This window comes from Sagittula salina, from assembly GCF_017813235.1.
Classification (GTDB): domain Bacteria; phylum Pseudomonadota; class Alphaproteobacteria; order Rhodobacterales; family Rhodobacteraceae; genus Sagittula; species Sagittula salina.
In genome coordinates this window covers 31,081-49,006 of the sequence record NZ_JAGISH010000013.1, presented here as the reverse complement: position 1 = coordinate 49,006, position 17,926 = coordinate 31,081, and the positions used below count along the sequence as shown (strand labels likewise).

Annotated in this window: 12 protein-coding genes; 5 read left to right on the top strand and 7 right to left on the bottom strand. The window is 67.7% G+C overall.

What is annotated here, in order from left to right:
- Positions 1-255 precede the first annotated feature (255 nt).
- Together J5474_RS18615 and J5474_RS18610 are read left to right on the top strand one after the other, a co-directional pair.
- A complete protein-coding gene (locus tag J5474_RS18615; protein ID WP_209362902.1) occupies positions 256-1,293 on the top strand; it encodes a replication initiator protein A in 1,038 nt (345 codons plus the stop codon).
- A gap of 250 nt (positions 1,294-1,543) precedes the next feature.
- Positions 1,544-2,614, top strand: a complete 1,071-nt coding sequence (locus J5474_RS18610) for a DUF2793 domain-containing protein (protein WP_209362900.1) — start codon at positions 1,544-1,546, stop codon at positions 2,612-2,614.
- Between the two features lie 43 nt (positions 2,615-2,657).
- Here the strand turns inward: J5474_RS18610 and J5474_RS18605 are convergent, their stop codons facing one another.
- From J5474_RS18605 to gmd, 6 genes are all read right to left on the bottom strand, one after another.
- Positions 2,658-3,566, bottom strand: coding sequence for an FkbM family methyltransferase (locus J5474_RS18605; protein WP_209362899.1), 909 nt, complete (start codon positions 3,564-3,566; stop codon positions 2,658-2,660).
- A gap of 59 nt (positions 3,567-3,625) precedes the next feature.
- Positions 3,626-5,035: a mannose-1-phosphate guanylyltransferase/mannose-6-phosphate isomerase gene (locus J5474_RS18600; RefSeq protein WP_209362898.1), complete on the bottom strand. Its 1,410-nt coding sequence runs from the start codon at positions 5,033-5,035 to the stop codon at positions 3,626-3,628.
- A complete protein-coding gene (locus J5474_RS18595) occupies positions 5,032-6,021 on the bottom strand; it encodes a class I SAM-dependent methyltransferase (protein ID WP_209362897.1) in 990 nt (329 codons plus the stop codon). Before J5474_RS18595 ends, J5474_RS18600 begins: the two co-directional genes overlap by 4 nt.
- A 74-nt stretch (positions 6,022-6,095) precedes the next feature.
- On the bottom strand, positions 6,096-7,034 hold the full coding sequence (locus J5474_RS18590) for a hypothetical protein (protein ID WP_209362896.1): 939 nt from the start codon (positions 7,032-7,034) through the stop codon (positions 6,096-6,098).
- Entirely contained in the window at positions 7,031-9,628 is a 2,598-nt protein-coding gene (locus J5474_RS18585; protein WP_209362895.1) for a glycosyltransferase, read from the bottom strand. The genes J5474_RS18590 and J5474_RS18585 overlap by 4 nt, the downstream gene beginning before the upstream one ends.
- Positions 9,629-9,638: 10 nt before the next feature.
- Positions 9,639-10,667 (bottom strand): GDP-mannose 4,6-dehydratase, encoded by a 1,029-nt coding sequence (gene gmd / locus J5474_RS18580; protein ID WP_209362894.1) that lies wholly within the window; start codon positions 10,665-10,667, stop codon positions 9,639-9,641.
- Positions 10,668-11,077: 410 nt separating this feature from the next.
- Between gmd and J5474_RS18575 the strand changes: the two genes are divergently transcribed.
- Positions 11,078-14,185 carry a hypothetical protein gene (locus tag J5474_RS18575; RefSeq protein WP_209362892.1) on the top strand — a complete coding sequence of 1,036 codons (3,108 nt, stop codon included), beginning with the start codon at positions 11,078-11,080 and terminating at the stop codon, positions 14,183-14,185.
- Between the two features lie 25 nt (positions 14,186-14,210).
- The gene (locus J5474_RS18570) at positions 14,211-15,566 is read left to right on the top strand and encodes a sulfotransferase domain-containing protein (RefSeq protein WP_209362889.1); all 1,356 of its coding nucleotides are present in this window, start codon (positions 14,211-14,213) and stop codon (positions 15,564-15,566) included.
- 88 nt (positions 15,567-15,654) lie between these two features.
- Here the strand turns inward: J5474_RS18570 and J5474_RS18565 are convergent, their stop codons facing one another.
- Complete coding sequence (locus tag J5474_RS18565; protein WP_245216576.1) at positions 15,655-16,311, bottom strand: sugar transferase; 657 nt, start codon at positions 16,309-16,311, stop codon at positions 15,655-15,657.
- Positions 16,312-16,581: 270 nt separating this feature from the next.
- Between J5474_RS18565 and J5474_RS18560 the strand changes: the two genes are divergently transcribed.
- Entirely contained in the window at positions 16,582-17,595 is a 1,014-nt protein-coding gene (locus tag J5474_RS18560; protein WP_209362887.1) for an NAD-dependent epimerase/dehydratase family protein, read from the top strand.
- The last annotated feature ends 331 nt before the right edge of the window (positions 17,596-17,926 follow it).

Below are 17,926 nucleotides of genomic sequence, written 5' to 3'. Positions count from 1 at the left end.
AGGATGCAGCCATGGAATTCTGCCCTGACTCCAAGAGGTTCAGAGTGAATTTTGAAGCCGCGCGACTCTGATCCCACGTTGGTCCGACTCTGATACCCCGATGATGTGACTCTGCTCCCCCGAAAAGCCGGGTCCGGGATCGGGCGGGGCGTAGACGCGGACTGTGGATAACTTTAGGGTGTCACTGAACCCCCGAAACCGATTCCGGAGCAACCGGAACGACAACAGGGGGGCAGGCAGTGAACAGGCAGATCCATGACCAGCGCGACAGCGGGGGGCACTTTCCCGCATTCCGGCAGCCCGCCCAGCCCCTCGGGGAGCGACTTCTTCCTTTGCGATTTCTTCGACGCGAGCCCCAAGGGCGATCTGGCGTCCATGGAGCATCCGATCTTCTCGCTCTCGACAAAGCCCGACACGCGGGTGCTGAGCTACGAACACAACGGCGCCGAGATCACCGTGACGCCCTCGGTCCGGGGGCGCGCGACCATCCACGACAAGGACATCCTGATCTATTGCGTGAGCCAGCTGATGGCGGCGGTGAACGCGGGCCGGGCAATCACCCGCAGGCTGACGCTGACCGCGCATGACCTATTGGTGGCGACCAATCGCGACACCTCTGGCGATGCCTACGCCCGGCTGAAGGAGGCCTTCGAGCGGCTGGCAGGCACGCGCATCACCACGAACATCGAGACGGGCGGGACCGAGACCACCCGCGGCTTCGGCCTGATCGAGGCATGGGAAATCGTGCGCCGCTCGCCTGCCGGAAAGAGGGGGGGCGGGCGGATGCTCTCGGTCTCGGTCACGCTGTCGGACTGGCTGTTCCGCGCGGTCGAGGCGCGTTCGGTCCTGACGCTCTCGCGCGATTATTTCCGCCTGCGCAAACCGCTGGAGCGGCGGGTCTACGAACTGGCGCGCAAGCATTGCGGGCGGCAGGCGGGGTGGCGGATTTCCGTCGCGGTGCTGCACAAGAAGGCGGGCAGCGCCGCGCCGGTGCGGGTCTTCCGCGCCGCCATGCGCAAGATGATCGCCGAGGGCAACCTGCCCGACTACGAGATGAGCGAGGAGCCGGGGGACATGATCCGCTTTGCCCGCAAGGGCGGCGTGGTCGAGGACGGCCCCGATCTGCCCCCCCTGGGCGCGGAGGTGATGGCGGAAGCGCGCAGGCGTGCGCCGGGCGCGGATGTCTACGCGCTGGAGGCCGAGTGGCGCGCTTGGTGGGCCGCCTCGGGCCGGGTGCCGCTGAAATCACCGGCGAAGGCCTTCCTTGGCTGGATCGACAAGCGGAAGGGGTGAGGCGTCCGGCTGAGAGCATGCCCGCCTTGGCCTGCGGCCTCTCCCCCCGAGGTATTTTCGAACCAAAGAAGCGGGGGCGCGCCCTTCTTTGGTTCTTCGGTTTCGAAATACCTCGGGGGAGTCCCGCAGGGACGGGGGCAGAGCCCCCATGCTCCCTTCGCCACGCGCGGCAGCGCACGGTGGTCCAAGGCGCTGTTAACGATCCGCACATACCCCTGTCGCAGACCCGCGTTTCAGGAGGTTTCCCGCCATGCCCGACGTCTCGGCCGTGCTGTCCCTGCCCTACCTGCTGCCCGCCCAGGCGCAGAAACACGTCACCCATAATGCGGCGCTGGCGATGCTCGACGTCGCGGTGCAGCTGGCGGTGATCTCACGCAGCGAGGTGTCGCCACCGCCGACGGCCGTGGATGGCGACCGCTATCTGTTGCCTGCGGGCGCCTCGGGCGACTGGGCCGGCCACGCGGACGAGATCGCGGTGAAAGACCAGGGCGCATGGACCTTTCATGCCCCCGTGGCGGGCTGGCGCGCCACCGTGCTCGACGAGGATGCGGTGGCGCGTTTCGACGGCAGCGCATGGCAGAGCGGCGAGGGCGCGCTGAGGGCCGAGACGCTGGGGGTGAACACCAGCGCCGATGCCACCAACCGCCTCAGCGTGACCGCGCCCGCGACGCTGCTGACCCACGAGGGCGCGGGCCACCAGCTGAAGATCAACAAGGCGGGTGTCTCCGACACCGCGAGCCTTCTGTTCCAGAGCAACTGGTCGGGCCGGGCGGAAATGGGGCTGGCCGGGACGGACGGTTTTGCCATCAAGGTTTCGGCCAACGGGTCGGCATGGACCACGGCACTGAGCCTCGACCCGGCCACGGGGGTGGCCTCGGGGGCCGCGGTGCAGGCTTCGGCCACGGATGTGACTGCGGGGCGGCTGGCGCGGGCGGATTACGCTTATGGGCGTGGCAACCTGCTGGGCACGGTCGGCCAGTCGGGCGGCACCCCCACCGGCGCGGTGATCGAGCGCGGTGCGGGCGCGGGCGGTGACTGGGTGCGGTTCGCGGACGGCACGCAGATCTGCTGGAGCCCCCAGTTCACCGTGAGCGTGAGCACCGCGGCGGGGGCGCTGTTCCGGTCCTCCGTGACCACCTGGACCTACCCCAGGGCGTTTTCGAACGTTCCCGCGCTGACGCCGGGGCGGCAGAACGCCACCACCACCCATTGGACCGTGGCGGGGGCGGCGACCACCACCACCGGCGAGGTCTGCGGATTCTCCTTCCAGTCGACCACCGGCCGGGCGGTGTCTCTGGTCGCGGTCGGTCGCTGGTTCTGAGCCTCGGGCCCAGTGCGGCTGGGGGTGCGGCTGGGAGTGCGATTCAGGCCGCCCGGGCCGACCCCAGCAGCGCCATCTGGCGGGAGACGAAGCCTTGCGTCTTCTCGTCGCTGGCGCTTTGGGACAGCCCCTCCAGCCGCGCCCGCGCCGCGCCCGCGTCGTAGTCCGCCAGCGTGTAGCCGAGCGGCCCGGAGAGGAAGGCGGCGGGGCGTTTCGTGGCCAGCACATCCTCCACCACCGCGGTCTGCACCGCCTCCGGCGTCAGCCGCGTCAGGTTCCGCCCGCCCAGCAGCCAGACATCGTAGCCCAGATCCATCAGCCGCGACCACAGCGCCTGCGGCGTGTAGCCGAAGCGGGTGCAGGCGACCTCGTTCGATTCCACGATCAGGTCGGGGGCCCCGGCGCGCTCCGCGATGGCCTCGAAGCCCGAAAGCGCCTGCAGTTCCGCCCCTTCGATGTCGACCTTGATGACCTGCGCCGCCTCGAAGCCGTTCATCCCGAGGATCTGCGCCATGGGGGCGGTGGGCACGCGCGAGGTCTGCTTGCCGCTTTCCGACAGCGCGCCCCAGGCGCTGTTCTCCGCGAATTGCGCCACGCCGATGCGGTCGGAGGCGGCCACATAGACCGGCCGGAAAAGCGCGCCGAAGCCATTGGCGCGCTGCGCCTCCAGCAGCAGGGCATAGTTCACCGAGCCCGCCTCGATGGCCAGCGTCGGCACGCCCATGGCGGCCGCAAACAGCGCGGTGGTGCCGATGTTGGCGCCGAAGTCGGCGTAGCGAAAGCCCTCCTCCCCCAGCACGCTGCGCAGTTTCGGCAGGTGGTAATGCACTGGGTTGCGGAAGGGCTTCTTGCGCACCGTTTCAAAGTACCAGTCGTGGTTGTCGCGATCGAGGGCGAAGACCACGCGCTGTCCCAGCACCTCGTGTTCGATGAATTCCACGTCGATCTTCATGATCCTGCCTTTCGGGTGGGGGAGAAACAGGGGGAAACAGGCCCTGTTCCGCCGAGGTTTCAGCTTCGGGAATAGACGTCCTCGTAGCGGACGATGTCGTCCTCCCCGAGGTAGGTGCCGGTCTGCACCTCGATCAGCACCATGGGCACCTTGCCGGGGTTTTCCATCCGGTGGACGGCGCCAAGCGGGATGTAGACGGACTGGTTCTCCGTCACGAGCTTCACGTCGTCGTCCACCGTCACCTTTGCGGTGCCGGCCACGACGATCCAGTGTTCCGACCGGTGGTGGTGCGACTGCAGGCTGAGGGCGGCGCCGGGGTTCACGTGGATACGCTTCACCTGGAAACGGTCGGCCAGCACCAGCGTTTCGAACCAGCCCCAGGGGCGGTGGTCGATGGGGAATTCCAGCGCCTGCTTGGCGCCGCGTTCCTTCAGCACCTTCACGGCGGTCTTCACGTTCTGCGCCTTGGAGATGTCGGCCACCATGACCGCGTCGCGCATGGCGACGGCGACCACGTTTTCCAGCCCGATGGCGACCAGCTCCTGATCGGGGGCCTCGGCGCGCAGCAGCGTGTTGCGGCACTCGAGCGCGGTGGCATTGTCGGACACCGCGTTGCCGTCACTGTCCTTGCCGGATTCCAGCCAGACCGCCTCCCAGCCGCCGAGGTCGGACCAGTGCCCGTCGAAGCGCACCGCCGAGAGGTTGCCCGCCTTCTCCATCACGGCGAAGTCGATGGAATCGTCGGGCACCGCCGCCCAGAGCGCGGGGTCGATGCGGGTAAAGCTGAGGTCTTCCTTCGCCGCCTCCATCGCGGCGGCGACGGTCTTCAGGATTTCCGGCGCATGGGTCTGGAAGGCGCGCACCAGCACGTCGGCGCGCGCGAGGAAGACGCCCGCGTTCCACAGGTAGCGCGGATTGGCAAAGAGGGTTTCCGCCCGCGCCTGGTCGGGCTTCTCGATGAAACGTTCCAGCGTCAGCGCGCCATGCGCCTCCGCTCCGGTTTCCAGCCAGCCATAGCCGGTTTCCGCCCGCGTGGGTTTGATGCCGAAGGTGACGATCTGCCCGGACTCCGCCGCCGCCACGCCCTGTGCGATGGTGGCGCGGAAGGCGTCCGCATCGGGGATCGCATGGTCGGAGGGCAGCAGCAGCACCATCCCTTCGGCGTCGCGTTCCAGCACGTCGATGGCGGCGGCGCAGGCGGCGGGGGCGGTGTTGCGGCCCTCGGGTTCGATCAGGATGCCAGCAGGGCGAATGCCCACGGCGTCGAGCTGCTCGGTCACGATGAAGCGGAACGGATCGCCGGTCACCACCAGCGGATCGGCGAAGCCAGCGCAGGCAAAGCGCCGCGCCGAGGCCTGAAACAGGCTGTCCTCGCCCAGCAGGTCGGCGAATTGCTTGGGGTAGGATTTCCGCGACAGGGGCCAGAGCCGGGTGCCGGAACCGCCGCAAAGAAGGACTGGATGGATCATGTGCTTGCCTCGACCGTTCTGATGATGCCCTGCTCCCTGGGTATCATGGCGGCGGGTTTGCGCGCCAGCTTCGACTCAGGGTTGTGGGCTCCCACCGGGTTGGGGTTGGCCCACATCTGCACGCCGTCGATGGCCAGTTGCGGGCGGCCGCCCTGCGGCGGCGCGATGGCGGGGCGGTCCATCTCCAGCTGCCAGCCGGCGGCAAGGAAATGCGCCTCCAGCGCGCCTTCGATGGCCCGGCTGTGGGTGCCGATCAGCACCCGGCGCACGTGGGTGGCGATGTCATCCATGTTGCCCGCGACGAAGTCCGCCTCCGCCCCCTGGATGTCGATGTGCAGGAGGTCGATGGGCTGCCCCTCCGACAGCGCGCCCAGCGGATGACAGTCGAGCACCTGCACCGCCGCGTCGGCCTCCGCCCGGGCCAGTGTCTCGGCGTCCGCGTCGAAGATCGCGGCCCCGCCCCAGCCCGGCGCGTCCTCGGCCGGAAAGATCGCGCGACCCGTGTTGGGCCCCGCCACGCCATGCACAAGGCGGAAATCATCCTGCGAAAAGCCGTTGAGCGCCAGTGCCGCGCGCGCCTGGTCCAGATGCGGCGCGCAGCCTTCGATGCCGATCAGCCGCAGCGCCAGCCCGCGCCTGCGCGCCGCCAGCCCGGTGTTCATCAGCCAGCAGCCCCAGCCACAGCCCAGCTCCACCACGGTGAACTGGCCCTCTGCCGCCTCGACGGCGTGCAGCGCGGCGGCCCATTCCGCGATGTCGGCGTGCCAGTTGCCCGGATCGGGCCGCCCCTCCAGCTGGCCCGACAGCGCGTCCAGCACCGGCGGGAAGACGGAGACCGGCACCTTCAGCCCCATGAAGTTGGTCAGCGTGCCGGGGGTCGGCGCGGGTGGTTCGGGCAGGGCGTGGCGGTCGATCACCGCCTCCGCGTCGAAGGTGGCATAGTAGTGATAGAGCGCCTCGTGCAGGGCGTGGCCGGTGGCGGGCATGTCGGGTCCTTGAACGGGGCTTGAACGGGGGCTTGGGGAGCGGGGGCTTGGGCAGGCTCTTGGGGGGGCAGGGATCAGGAGGCGCGGCGGGGCAGCGGATGAGCGCCCCGGTGTCGCCCCTCCGGGGCCTCATGGCGGCGCAGGAATTCCGGGGTGGCGCGGATGTGGTCCTCCAGCGCGGCGCGGGTCTCGAAGGCCTGAAAGCGCAGCATGTTGTCCTCTGCCGGTTCGCGGCCCAGCAGGCTGCGGAAGGCGTCCTGCACCACGCCGCGCGGCAGGCGCAGCCCCTCGATCAGCGCGAACAGCGCCGGGTCGTGGTAGCGGAAATCCTCCACCCGCCGACTGGCGTGGACACCGGCGCGGGCCAGCGTCTCGATCTTGCGGTCGGCGACGCGCTGCGCATCGACCTCGCGCACCACGGCGCGGATGCGGGCGGTGTCCGGTTCATGGCCCGGGGCGAGGTAGGCGGCGGCCTCGGACAGGACGCCGCAGGGATCGGTCACCAGATCCTCGTAAAGCACGCGCAGGATGCCCTCCGCGCGGGCGAAATCGGAGTCGACCCAGCGCTGGGTGAAGCCGAGGTAGCGGCTGAACTCGGCGGAGACGAAGACCCGGAAGCTGGCGGCGCTGTCCTCGCGGCCGTTGCGCACGGCGAGCTCGAAGTTAGACACCACCGAGGGCGCAAAGGCGCGGTACTGCACGAGGTAGCGCTGGCCGGGGATCTGCGGCGTGTTCAGCTCGAAGTCGTGATCCTTCGTCAGCGCGATGCGGTTCGCATTGGCGCAGGGCCGCTGGCCGCAGCAACGCGGGATGTCCTTTACCGAGGGTTTGACGTTGTAGAACTCGCAATAGCCGAAGGCGGGGCCGAAGTAGCCGGTGAGCAGCCGCACCAGCAGGTGATGCCCGCTGCGCGGCCAGCTGACCCCGGAGGCATGGGCGAAGGTGACTTGCGGGAACTGCGCGCTGATGCGGCTCTCCGGGCTCATGCTGCTTACGCTGCTCATGTTGCTCATGCGCGCGCCCTTTCCTCTGTGCGGTCCCGCTCCCGCCCGTCACGCCCGGCGAGGATCTCGCGCAGGCGGGCGGCGTAGCGGGCGCCTATGGCGTCCTCGGAAAACTCCGTCTGCACCCGGCGCCGCGCGGCCTGTGCCCGGCGGGACAGTTCCTGCGGGTCGGCCTTCATCGCGCGCATCTGGCGGGCGGCGTGGTCGATGTCGGGCTCCGCCCATGTCTGGCCGGGCGTGACAAAGATGTAGTCGTCGGGCTTCAGCCGGGTGAGTTCGTAATCCACCAGCCAGCAGGTGTCGGCATCGCAGAAATCCATGTTGCCGGAAAACGCCGTCGCCAGCACCGGCACGCCGAGGTTCATCGCCTCGATCATGCCGAACCCCCAGCCTTCGGAGCGGTGCAGCGAGATATAGGCGTCGGCACCCTTCTTCAGCTTCAGCAGGTCGGTGTATTTCATCGTCTCGTCGATCAGCACGATGCGGTCGTCGTCCTTCAGGATGGCGTCCACCGCATCCCAGACCTTCATCTGCACCGGGTCCATGACGCGGGCGCGGTTCTGCGTCTTGATGACCAGCCGCACGTCGGCCACGCCCTTGAACGCCTTGCGGAAGGCCGAAAGCACGCCCAGCGGGTTCTTGCGCTGCACAAAGGAAAAGCTGTCGAAGGTGGTGAGGAAGATGAACGGCCCCTCGCCTTCGGCAGACTTTTCGATGCCGGCCTTCGCTTCGAGGAAAGTTCGCGCCTGGCCCGCGTCGATCTCCGGCAGGGCCTCGAAGCTCATGCCGACGTTGGTCACGGGCTTGGCGGTATGCGGCTGGTAGATCGACACGCCGTAGTCGGTCGACACCCAGATTTCGTCCAGAAGGTCCATCGCCAGGTGATGACAGGCGGCGGGGCTGTCGAGCTCCCAGTAGAAATAGCCGATGTTGTAGGCCCCCTGCATCACGTCGGGCTGGTAGGCCACCGACAGCGGCAGGGATTCCGCGTTGATGTGAAAGAGGTTCACCCGCGCCAGCCGGTAGTCCGACACATCGCGTTCGGCGTTGAACCCTTCGGGTGCGGGGTTGTCGAGGCTGTAGTCCACGGCATTGAGCGTGCGCCCCGTTTCGCGCGCGAAACCCTCGAGCATGGCGATGGAGAGCCGCGTGGCCTGGCCCAGTCCGCTGGCCTTCTTTGCCGGGCCGATGACCTGGATGTCGACGGGCGGCTCGGAGGGTTTGGGCAGTCGGGCCAGTTCGATCCGGTGGCCTTCGGCGGTGACTGTGTCGAAGGCCATACGATCGAGGTCGAAGCCGCGGTGGCGCAGGATGCCGGCATAGGCCTGCCGCGTCAGCCCCGGTTGCGGCGCACCCAGACCGGCGCAGAACTCCGCCAGAAGCGTCGGGGCCTGCGGCGCCTCCGCGCGCAGGTAGCGCAGGGGGCCGAGGGGGGCGGGCACGGGGGCCAGCACCGCCTCGCGCAGGTCTTCGGGGATGTAGCGCAGCGTGTCGGGACGGTTCACGGCAAGGATCATCAGCGCGCAGGTCAGATCGCGGCGGCCAGCCTCCGTCTCCAGCGAGAATTCGGCGAATTCCGGGGTCTCGGCGTGCTGGCGCAGCATGAATTCCGAGATCGGCCAGGGCCGGGCCTCGAACGGGTCGGGCACGCGCAGGAGCGCCTGTGTCATGTCGGGCGTGACGAGGCAATCCTCGCAGCCCATGGTCTGCGACTGGTTCACCGCCCACCAGTAGGAGGCCCAGGCGAACCAGGCATCGCTGTTGAAGTCCATCGACTGCAAGAGCGGCTGCACCTCCAGCAGGAAGGCCCATGCCGCGCGGCTCAGGTGATGCTTCGCCCCCGGCATGACGACGGGTTCGTTGGCCCAGGCGATGGCATCGCGCGACAGCGGCACGCGCAGGCCGCGGCGCATGGGGGCATAGGCGCCAAGGTAGAACTTGTGAAAATGCGCGATGTCCTTGGGGGTGCGGTTCGGGTCAAAACTGCGGTCCACCCGGTTCCGGTAACGCACGAATTCCGTGTAGGCGCACATCGGCGCGGGCAGGGGACGGCCCGGGTCGAGGTAGTTATGAGCCCCGAACAGTTTCGCCGCGTGGCGGCCCAGCGGGCGCGGGACGATGGCGGGCGCGGGCGGGGCCTCTGACAGGCGGGACATGAGGTCGAGGCCGGCATAGAGCCGCTTTCGAAGCGCGCTGCCCGGCAGGACGCGGCCGGTGGCGTCGGTTTCGCACAGGCGGTGGTGGCCGAGGTGGGCGTCGTGTCCGCCGCCCATCAGCACCCGCAGCTCCACCGTGCCGCCATTGGCGCGGGCAAGCCGCATGATTTCCTCCGACAGGGGCACGGCAAAGCCGTGGCGGCCGTCGCCGACCCCGGCGGCTTCCAGATCCTGGCGGTAGATATTGGCGCTGACCTCGCAGATCCGCGCGCCCTGGACAAAGACCCCGACGCGGGGACGCAGGCGCGGGTCGGCGGTGGCCTGCACCCAGCCCATCAGTTCCTGTCCCGCGATGCCGTCGACGTAGCCGCGAAAGCCGCCCATCTTCTGTTCGAGACGGGCGCGCAAGTCGTGCACGCGTGCGGGTAGCAGGGCGCTGAGCCGCATTTGCCGCATGTCAGGCCGCTTTCTGCGTTGCCAGCGCGTCGTAATCGGCCCGCGCCATCATCTGCGCCAGTTGCTGCACGTCGACCTGCGGCGTCCAGCCAAGCGCGTTGCGCGCCTTCGTGGCGTCGCCGATCAGCAGGTCGACCTCTGCGGGGCGGTAGAACTTCGGGTTCACCTTCATCACCACGCGGCCGGTCTTGCGGTCGGTGGCGGTCTCGGCCTCCGCCTCGCCCTGCCAGTCGAGCGACATCCCCAGCGCCTCTGCCGCATAGGTGAAGAAGTCGCGGATCGTCGTCGTCACGCCGGTGGCCAGCACGTAGTCGTCGGGCTCTTCCTGCTGGAGCATCCGCCACATGCCTTCGACGTAATCGCCGGCAAAGCCCCAGTCGCGCTTTGCGTCCATGTTGCCCAGTTCCACCGCCGCGTTGCCGCCGCGTGCGATGTCGGCCAGCCCCAGCGTGATCTTGCGGGTGACGAATTCCTTCCCGCGCAGGGGGCTTTCGTGATTGAACAGGATGCCCGACGAGGCATGCATGTCAAAGCTCTCGCGGTAATTCATGGTGATATAGTGACCGTATACCTTCGCCACGCCATAGGGCGAGCGGGGGTAGAGGCGCGTCGTCTCGCGCTGCGGCACCTCCTGCACGAGGCCGAACATCTCCGACGTCGAGGCCTGGTAGAACCGCGTCTCGGGCGACACCGTGCGTAGCGCGTCGAGGATGCGCACCACAGCCATGCCGTCCACGTCCGCCGTGTAGATCGGCAGCTCCCAGCTGGCGCCGACAAAGCTTTGTGCCGCGAGGTTGTAGAACTCGTCCGGCATCAGCGCGCGGATGGTGCGGAAGATGCTGTTGGGCTCGCCCAGGTCGAATTCGTGCAGGTGGATGTCCCGGGTGATGCCCAGCAGGTCCAGCCGCGTGGTTTCAGGATGGGAGATGCGGCGCACGCCGCCGTGGACCTCGTAGCCCTTCTCCAGGAGCAGCTTGGCCAGGTAGGCGCCGTCCTGCCCGGTGATGCCAGTGATGAATGCCTTTTTCATGGGGCCTCCTGTTTGTGTCGCCCCCTTGTTCACCCAATCTCACTTAACCGGGCGTTAAACGGACCCGCATAATTTGAGTCACAAGCAAGATTTCCGGCGCGACCGGGAGGTCGGTTCCGGCACGGAGCGGGCGGGCAGAGGGCTGTCTGCCAATTGGCCACCACCTGGCTGCCAACTGGGCCGTCAAAGGGAAAGGAAACCGTGGTGAAGATCCCTGCAGACCCTGTCATGCGGCGCACACGCCCGCCGGATAGTCGCGTTTTCCGCCAGATTTTGCGCCGGAACAGAGACGAATCATGCGCCACCCGGTGGCCCCGCCATTGCGCCCCGTCACTGCCCCGTGAGTCGTCCCTGACACCTCGCACAACCCACCCGACACCTCCCGTTTCCCCCCGAAAGGACCGCGTTTCGTGATACCCCCCGCCGAGACACTCTCCGCCGCTGCCCGCAGAATCCTTGGTCCCGCGCGCCCCGTTGCCTCGCCGCCGGGCGGCTTCTCCGACGGGCCCGCTGGCCCCAGCCCGCTGCGCCGCGCGCCCCTGCCGGAGGGCTACGCCGACACCTGGGAGGACGTGGCCCGCGCCCGCGCGCTGTCGATCCTGAACGATCCGGCGCAGCATCATGCGCTCTATGGCCGCCAGCAGGGGCGGGCCGTTCTGGCGCGGATCACCGGGGACATCCGGCGCGTGGTGATGATTTCTCCCAGCCACCTGAAGCAATGCGGCATCGGCGAATACGGCCGTTACCTCGCGGGCGAGCTGGCCAGGCAGGTGGACCGGATCGACGTGGTGCGCACCACCTCCGCCGCGCTGGCGCTGGGGCGCGAGGGGCTGGAGGGCACGCTGGTCATCGTGAACCACGGCCCCGGCCTGTTCGACGGGCTGAATCCGCGCCTGAGCCAGGGCGAAAGCACCACGCGGCTCCTGCAGAACCTCGAGGTCATGCGCCGCGAGATGGGCGCGCTGCCGCTCATCATCCATCATTCGCTGCTGGATACCGACCATGACCTGCTGTTCTCGCGGCAGGGGCAGATCTGGCAGTCGGACATCCCGTCGATCGCCTTCATCAGCTCCGCCGGGCGGCAGTTCTTCCTGCCGACGCTGGAGCTGGGCGTCTCCCCGGTGCCGGTGCCGGAACACACTTACGTCGGCGACCGCGACGAGCGGCCCGAGGTGCTGGGATTTTTCGGCTTCTTTCAATACGGCGGCAAGGACTTCGACAGCCTTTTCCATCTGGCGCAGGAGATCCGCGGGCGGCTGGTGGGCTCGGTCGCCACCGGCAACACGGACGAGTTGACGCGCTTCGAGGAGGTGCTCGAAGACCTCGGCGTGCCGCATGACTTCGGCTCCGGCTGGGTGACGGATGTGGAACTGCTGGAGCGGCTGAAGGAGGCGGATTACTTCTACCTGCCGCAGAAGGATTACGACCACTGGAACAACTCCGCCACGGCGCGGTTCGTGGCGAACCTCGACCGGCCTCTGTTCCTGCCGCCGCATCACCCCTTCCTCGACATGGACGACGGGGCGATCTTTGCCTCGAAGGAGGATCTGCCCCGACTGGTGGCGCATTTCCGCGAGGGCGTGCATTACGATCAGGCGGTGGCGCGGGTGCGCGCCTTCCGTGAGCGCGCCGCCATGGCACGCACCGCCAGCGCCATCCGCACGGCGCTGCCCGCGCAGCAGGAAGCGGTGGGGCGGGTGCTGTTCGAAACGCCGTCGGTCTGCTCGGCCGAACGCTGTCTTGAGCTTTCTCAGGCGGAACAGTCTCTGTTTTGCGCCGCGCTTGGCGCCGATCCCGCGCGCCCCGAAAGCTTCCCCGCGCTGTTTCGCGCAGCCCAGGGGCGGCAGTTCTGGCGCAAGCATTACGAGCTGGGTGACCTGATCCACACCTCGCTGCTGGAGTCTGTGCATGCCATCTACCTCGCGCTGGCGAAACGCCCGGTGCGCTTTGACGAACTGATGCGGCTGCTCGCGCCCGAAGGGCCGCCATGGCAGCCGGGGCAGGTGCTGAGTGCGGCCATCCACCAGGCGCTGGAGGACAAGGCGGAACCCTTCCACGACCCGGAGATACTGCTGCTGGAGAACGGCGCCGTCACCGACTGGCGGGCGCAAATCGCGCCGGAGCGGATCGAGGCCTTTCTGGACGCCAAGACCGCGCGCCGCGCCCGCATCCTGCAGGCGGCAGGGCAGGGGGCGCACCCGGCGGTCAGCAACCTCGCCGAACTGCTGCTGATCCCGGCCGACGCGCTGGCGGACCGCCCCGCGCCGATCGACCTTTCGGCGCTGGACCTGCACGCGGTGCAGGCGGTCCGTCGCCCGGCGGATCGGTTGGCGCGGCTGGTCGCGGCGGCGGACGCCGCCGGGCTGCGTCTGGGAGAGGCGATGGTCTTTGACCACCTGCTGCCCCCGGAGGTTGAGCCGCGCGTGCGCGCCTACGTGCTGGAGGATTTCCTCTATTACGAGGGCGACCATTTCCTGCTGAACGCGATCCGGCGGATCGACAAGCGCGACCCCTTCGGGATCGAGATGGTCGTGCTGTCGGGCATGATGGCCAGCCTGGGGCGCGGCGCCGTGCTGGCGCATCTGCTGCACCGCGCCGAGGGGCGTATCACGGTGGGTGGATTCGACCCTGATACACCTGAAAACCGCAATTTCGAGGCGGAAGCACAGGCCGTGCGCCGCTTCATGGATGCGGCGCGCGATCCGCTTTCGGGGCTGATCGAGGCCCGTAACACCTATGAGGTCGCGCGGCGCAACAACGCCCGCTGGTGGCTGCGCGCCAAGACCGAGAGCGACGCGCTCTGGCAGGCCGCAAAGGGCGAGGCGGGCGTGCTGACGCTGCTATACGCCTACCTCGGCGAGACCGCCGCCGACCGCGGCGATCCGGCGCGGCGCAGGCTGGACCCGGTCTGGAGGATCGACGCACAGGGCCGTTTCCTGCCGCCCGTCGCCGACCCCGACGCGGGGCTTGTCCTGGCGCCGGGGCGGCGGCAAGCCATCACGCCGGACCTCGCGGGGGCCATGGCGGGGGCGGCGCGCGGCTTTCATGCGCCAGAGGTGCCGGGGGCCTGGACCGACGGCCCGGAGGGCCGCCTGCAGCTGGTCCTGCCCGATGGCCTGCCGCCGGGCGCGCGGCTGCATCTGGAACTGGGCGCCTTCGGGACGGCGGCGCTTGGCCAACAGCGTCGGCTGACGCTGGTGCTGCGGGACGCCGACGAACTGGCGCTGCCGCTGCTGGGCGAGGACGGGCCGCCGCCGCTGGCGGAATTGCAGTTCACGCTGGGCCGCGATCAGGTCACGGGGTTCGACATGCCCCTGCCCGAGGGGGCCGGGGGCGCCTGCGTGCTGCACCTCGCGCTCGACCGCGCGGCCAGTCCGTCGGAACTGGGCGTATCGGACGACGCCCGCAAGCTGGGCGTGCTGTTGCGCGCGCTGGAACTGGTGGCACCAAAAACGGACAGCGAGGCGGAAGGCGAGCCGGAAGATACCCCGCAAAACCCCTCGGTTGCGGCGGAATAGGCTCTGATATGAAACAGGCACGACTATGACACAGGCACGACGTTTCCTCATCGTGGTGGGGCTGCCCAAGTCCGGCACCACCTTTCTGTATGCCCAGGCCGCGCGGCGCCCCGACCGCTTTTGCCTGCCACGTGCCACGAAGGAGGTGGATTACTTCCGCCGGGGCCGCGATCTGGCGGAATATCTCTCGCTCTTCGAAGAGGGGGAGGACGACCGGGTGATCTTTGACGCCTCGCCGCTTTATATCGACGACGTGCGTGGCAGTGCCGCCAACATGCGCGCCGCTCTGGCCGGGCACGAGGTGAAGATCGTCGTCTGCCTGCGCGACCCGCTGGAGCGCGCCTATTCCCACTACCTGCACGACGTGGCGCAGAACCAGAAGATCGTCGGCCATGCCAACTACAGTTTCTGGTCGCCGTCCGTGCTGGCTAAATACCTCTTTCCCGTGGCGCCACGGGTGGAACACCTGATCGAGGCCTTCGGCGCGGAGAACGTGCATGGCTTCGCCTTCGGGGCAGATCTGGGTGAAATAGAGACTGTTATTCGCGATTTCGCGGGGCTGGAGGCGGGCTGGTCGCTGGACCTGACAAAGAACCCCGCGCCGGGTTTCACCGCGCCGCAGTGTTTCTATGACGGCGATCACGAATCCGAGGTGCCGCTGGGCGATGCGGTCTACCGCCTGCCCGCCGGGCATCTGCTGGTGGCGAACCGGCAGTTCTCGCTTTACCGGCGCGACATCGGCCGGGCGCTGGCGGAACAGCTGATGATGCGGCAGGCGGTGCTGACGCGGCAGGCGGACACGGGGCTTTTGCGTGCGGAGACCCGCGAGCGCATCTATCGCGACATGACCCGCGCGGCGGAGCTGTCGCGGATCGGCCTCACGCTCGACCCCGCACCGCGGGTGTTCCACGCCCAGGTGTCCGACAAGGTGCCGCTCGCGATCCTGAACCAGCTGACCCCGCTGACCAGTTTCGAGGAGGCGGTCAGCGCCATGTTCGGCTCTGATCTGCGGCGGACGATGAACACCATCGTGGAAATGCCACACGCCGGTCCCTCGCTGGCGCGCGACATGGCGCGCCTGCAACTGGCGCACATGCGCGACCCGGTGGAGCCCATGGGCGTGCCGGAGCTGCAGAACCGCATCATCGCCACGCACGGGCCGATCCCGCATTACATCGAGGGGCTGATGACCCGCGAGGTGGCGCGCGGCAACTACGACGGCGTGCTGACGCTCTTCGAAGGTTTTGGCGGGGCGCAGGCGCTGCTTTGGCCGATGGACCTGACGCGGTTCCTGCAACAGCGCGGAATCGTGCTGCCTGCCGAAGTGGCGCAACGCTTTCGCGCGGCCGGCATCCGGCTGCCACAGCCGACGGAGGCCTGAGGGAAACCTGAGGCGGCTGAGGACGGTGCGAAAACGACGAAGGGCTCGACAGCGTCGAGCCCTTCGGTTCATTCGCCAAGGGCGCGGCTCAGGCGCCTGCCCGCCGGAGCACCACGGAAAGCGTGCGCAGGAAGATCCATGTCTCCAGCGCGAAACCGGCGTTCTGGATGTAGTAGAGGTCCGCGCGCACCTTGCGGCAGGTGGCCTCCACCCCCTCGATGTAGCCCAGTTCGGTCTGCGCCAGCCCGCTGATGCCCGGGCGCACGGCATGCCGCTCGCGGTAGCCCGGCACCTCTTTGAGGAAGCGCAGCGCATGGTCGTAGTAATCGGGGCGCGGGCCGATCAGGCTCATGTCGCCCTTCAGGACGTTGAGTACCTGCGGCAGCTCGTCGATGCGCGACTTGCGCAGGATCTGCCCCAGCCGCGTGATGCGGTCGGTTTCCAGCGGATCGTCGGCGGCGCGGCTGACCTGCTGCACGTCGGTCATGGAGCGGAACTTCAACGCCGTGAAAGGACGGCAATCGCGGCCCATCCGCTGCTGCGTGTAGATCAGGCGGCCCTTGTTGTAGAAAGGGTTCAGCGCCAGAAGGATCAGGCCGACAACCAGGAGCGGCGGTAAAAGCAGCAGGCTCATGGTGATGTCGAAGGCGCGTTTCACGATGGCGAAGAGGAGGCGGGGTGGGGGACTCCGCTCCGAAGAGCTGTCCCGCATCATTGTGTCGTCCAGAATGCTACTGTCAAACATCCAGTTTCTCCGAAAGCTGCTCGTTGACGTGATTCATGAAGCGTTTGGGTAATCTCAATCGTTCTTAATATTGTGTTAAATGGTGCAAATGCAGCATCCCAGTCAACTGTCTTTCAGGGGCGTGTGCGGATATTTCACACGAACGACCTGTAGCTGACAGGATATCGCGCAAACCTTCGGCTTGCAGCCTCTTCCGCAATGCGCGAGACCGGAATTCGAGTTGGGGAGCGGCTGCCGGATTGCAGGCGGAGAGAAAAGGCGGGACGCAGGTTGAAACGAATCTTCATCACCGGAACCGCTGGGTTCATCGGTTTCCACCTCGCACGGTTGTTGCTGGAAGAAGGCCATCGCGTCGCTGGTTTCGACGGCATGACAGACTACTACGACATCACGCTGAAGCAGCGTCGTCATGCCATGCTGTTGCAGTCCCCGGGTTTCTCCACCACCGAGGCCATGCTGGAGGACCGCGCCGCGCTGGATGCCGCCATAGATGCCTTCGAGCCCGAGATCATCGTGCATCTCGCCGGGCAGGCGGGGGTGCGCTACAGCCTCGAGAACCCGCGCGCCTATGTGGATGCCAACGTCGTAGGCACCTTCAACGTGATGGAGGCGGCGCGCAGGCAGGGGGTGGAGCATCTGATGATGGCCTCGACCTCCTCGGTCTACGGCGCCAACGAAAAGATGCCCTTCGCCGAGACCGACAAGGCCGATACGCCGATGACGATCTACGCCGCGACGAAGAAGGCGACCGAGGCCATGGGGCATTCCTACGCCCATCTTTACGACCTTCCGACGACCATGTTCCGCTTCTTCACGGTCTATGGGCCCTGGGGGCGGCCGGACATGGCGCTGTTCAAGTTTGTGAAGGCCACGCTGGAGGGCGAGGCGATCGATGTCTACAATCACGGCGAGATGTATCGGGATTTCACCTATGTGGAGGATCTGGTGCGGGCCATCCGGCTGCTGATGTTCGAGGCCGTGCCGACACGGCCTGAGGGCGGCGAGGTCCCCGAGGGCGACAGCCTGTCCCCGGTGGCGCCTTTCCGGGTGGTGAACATCGGCAATTCGAAATCCGAGCGGCTTCTGGATTTCATCGAAGCGATCGAGGCGGCCCTGGGCCAAAAGACCACCCGCAACCTGATGGACATCCAGCCCGGCGACGTCCCCGCCACCTGGGCGGACGCGGGGCTGTTGGAGCGGCTGACTGGCTACAGCCCGCAGACTGACATGCGTGAGGGGGTGGAGCGTTTCGTCGAGTGGTACCGGGAATATTACCGGGTCTGAGTGACGCAACGCTCGGATACTCTCTGCCCCAGCCAAGCGCCTACCGCGGGCCTCCTTGGTTCCACCCGACAACCGGCCCATTCCCTGCGTTGGTGACCTTGCGCGAAAACGGCTGGCGAAGGGGAATGCATGATGTATCTGACCTGACGTGGCGGTGATCGGTGCCGAGAGCAGCGCAAGGCACTAGGGACGCGGCTGTGGGCGGAACGCCACCGTAGCGGCGGGTGTGGGGCTGGGTGATGAACAGCGACCACCAGAACCCGTCGATGCCGGTGTGCGACCGAATGGGCAAATTCGCGCCACGTAGGAAGGGGCCGGACGCTCTCGGCGA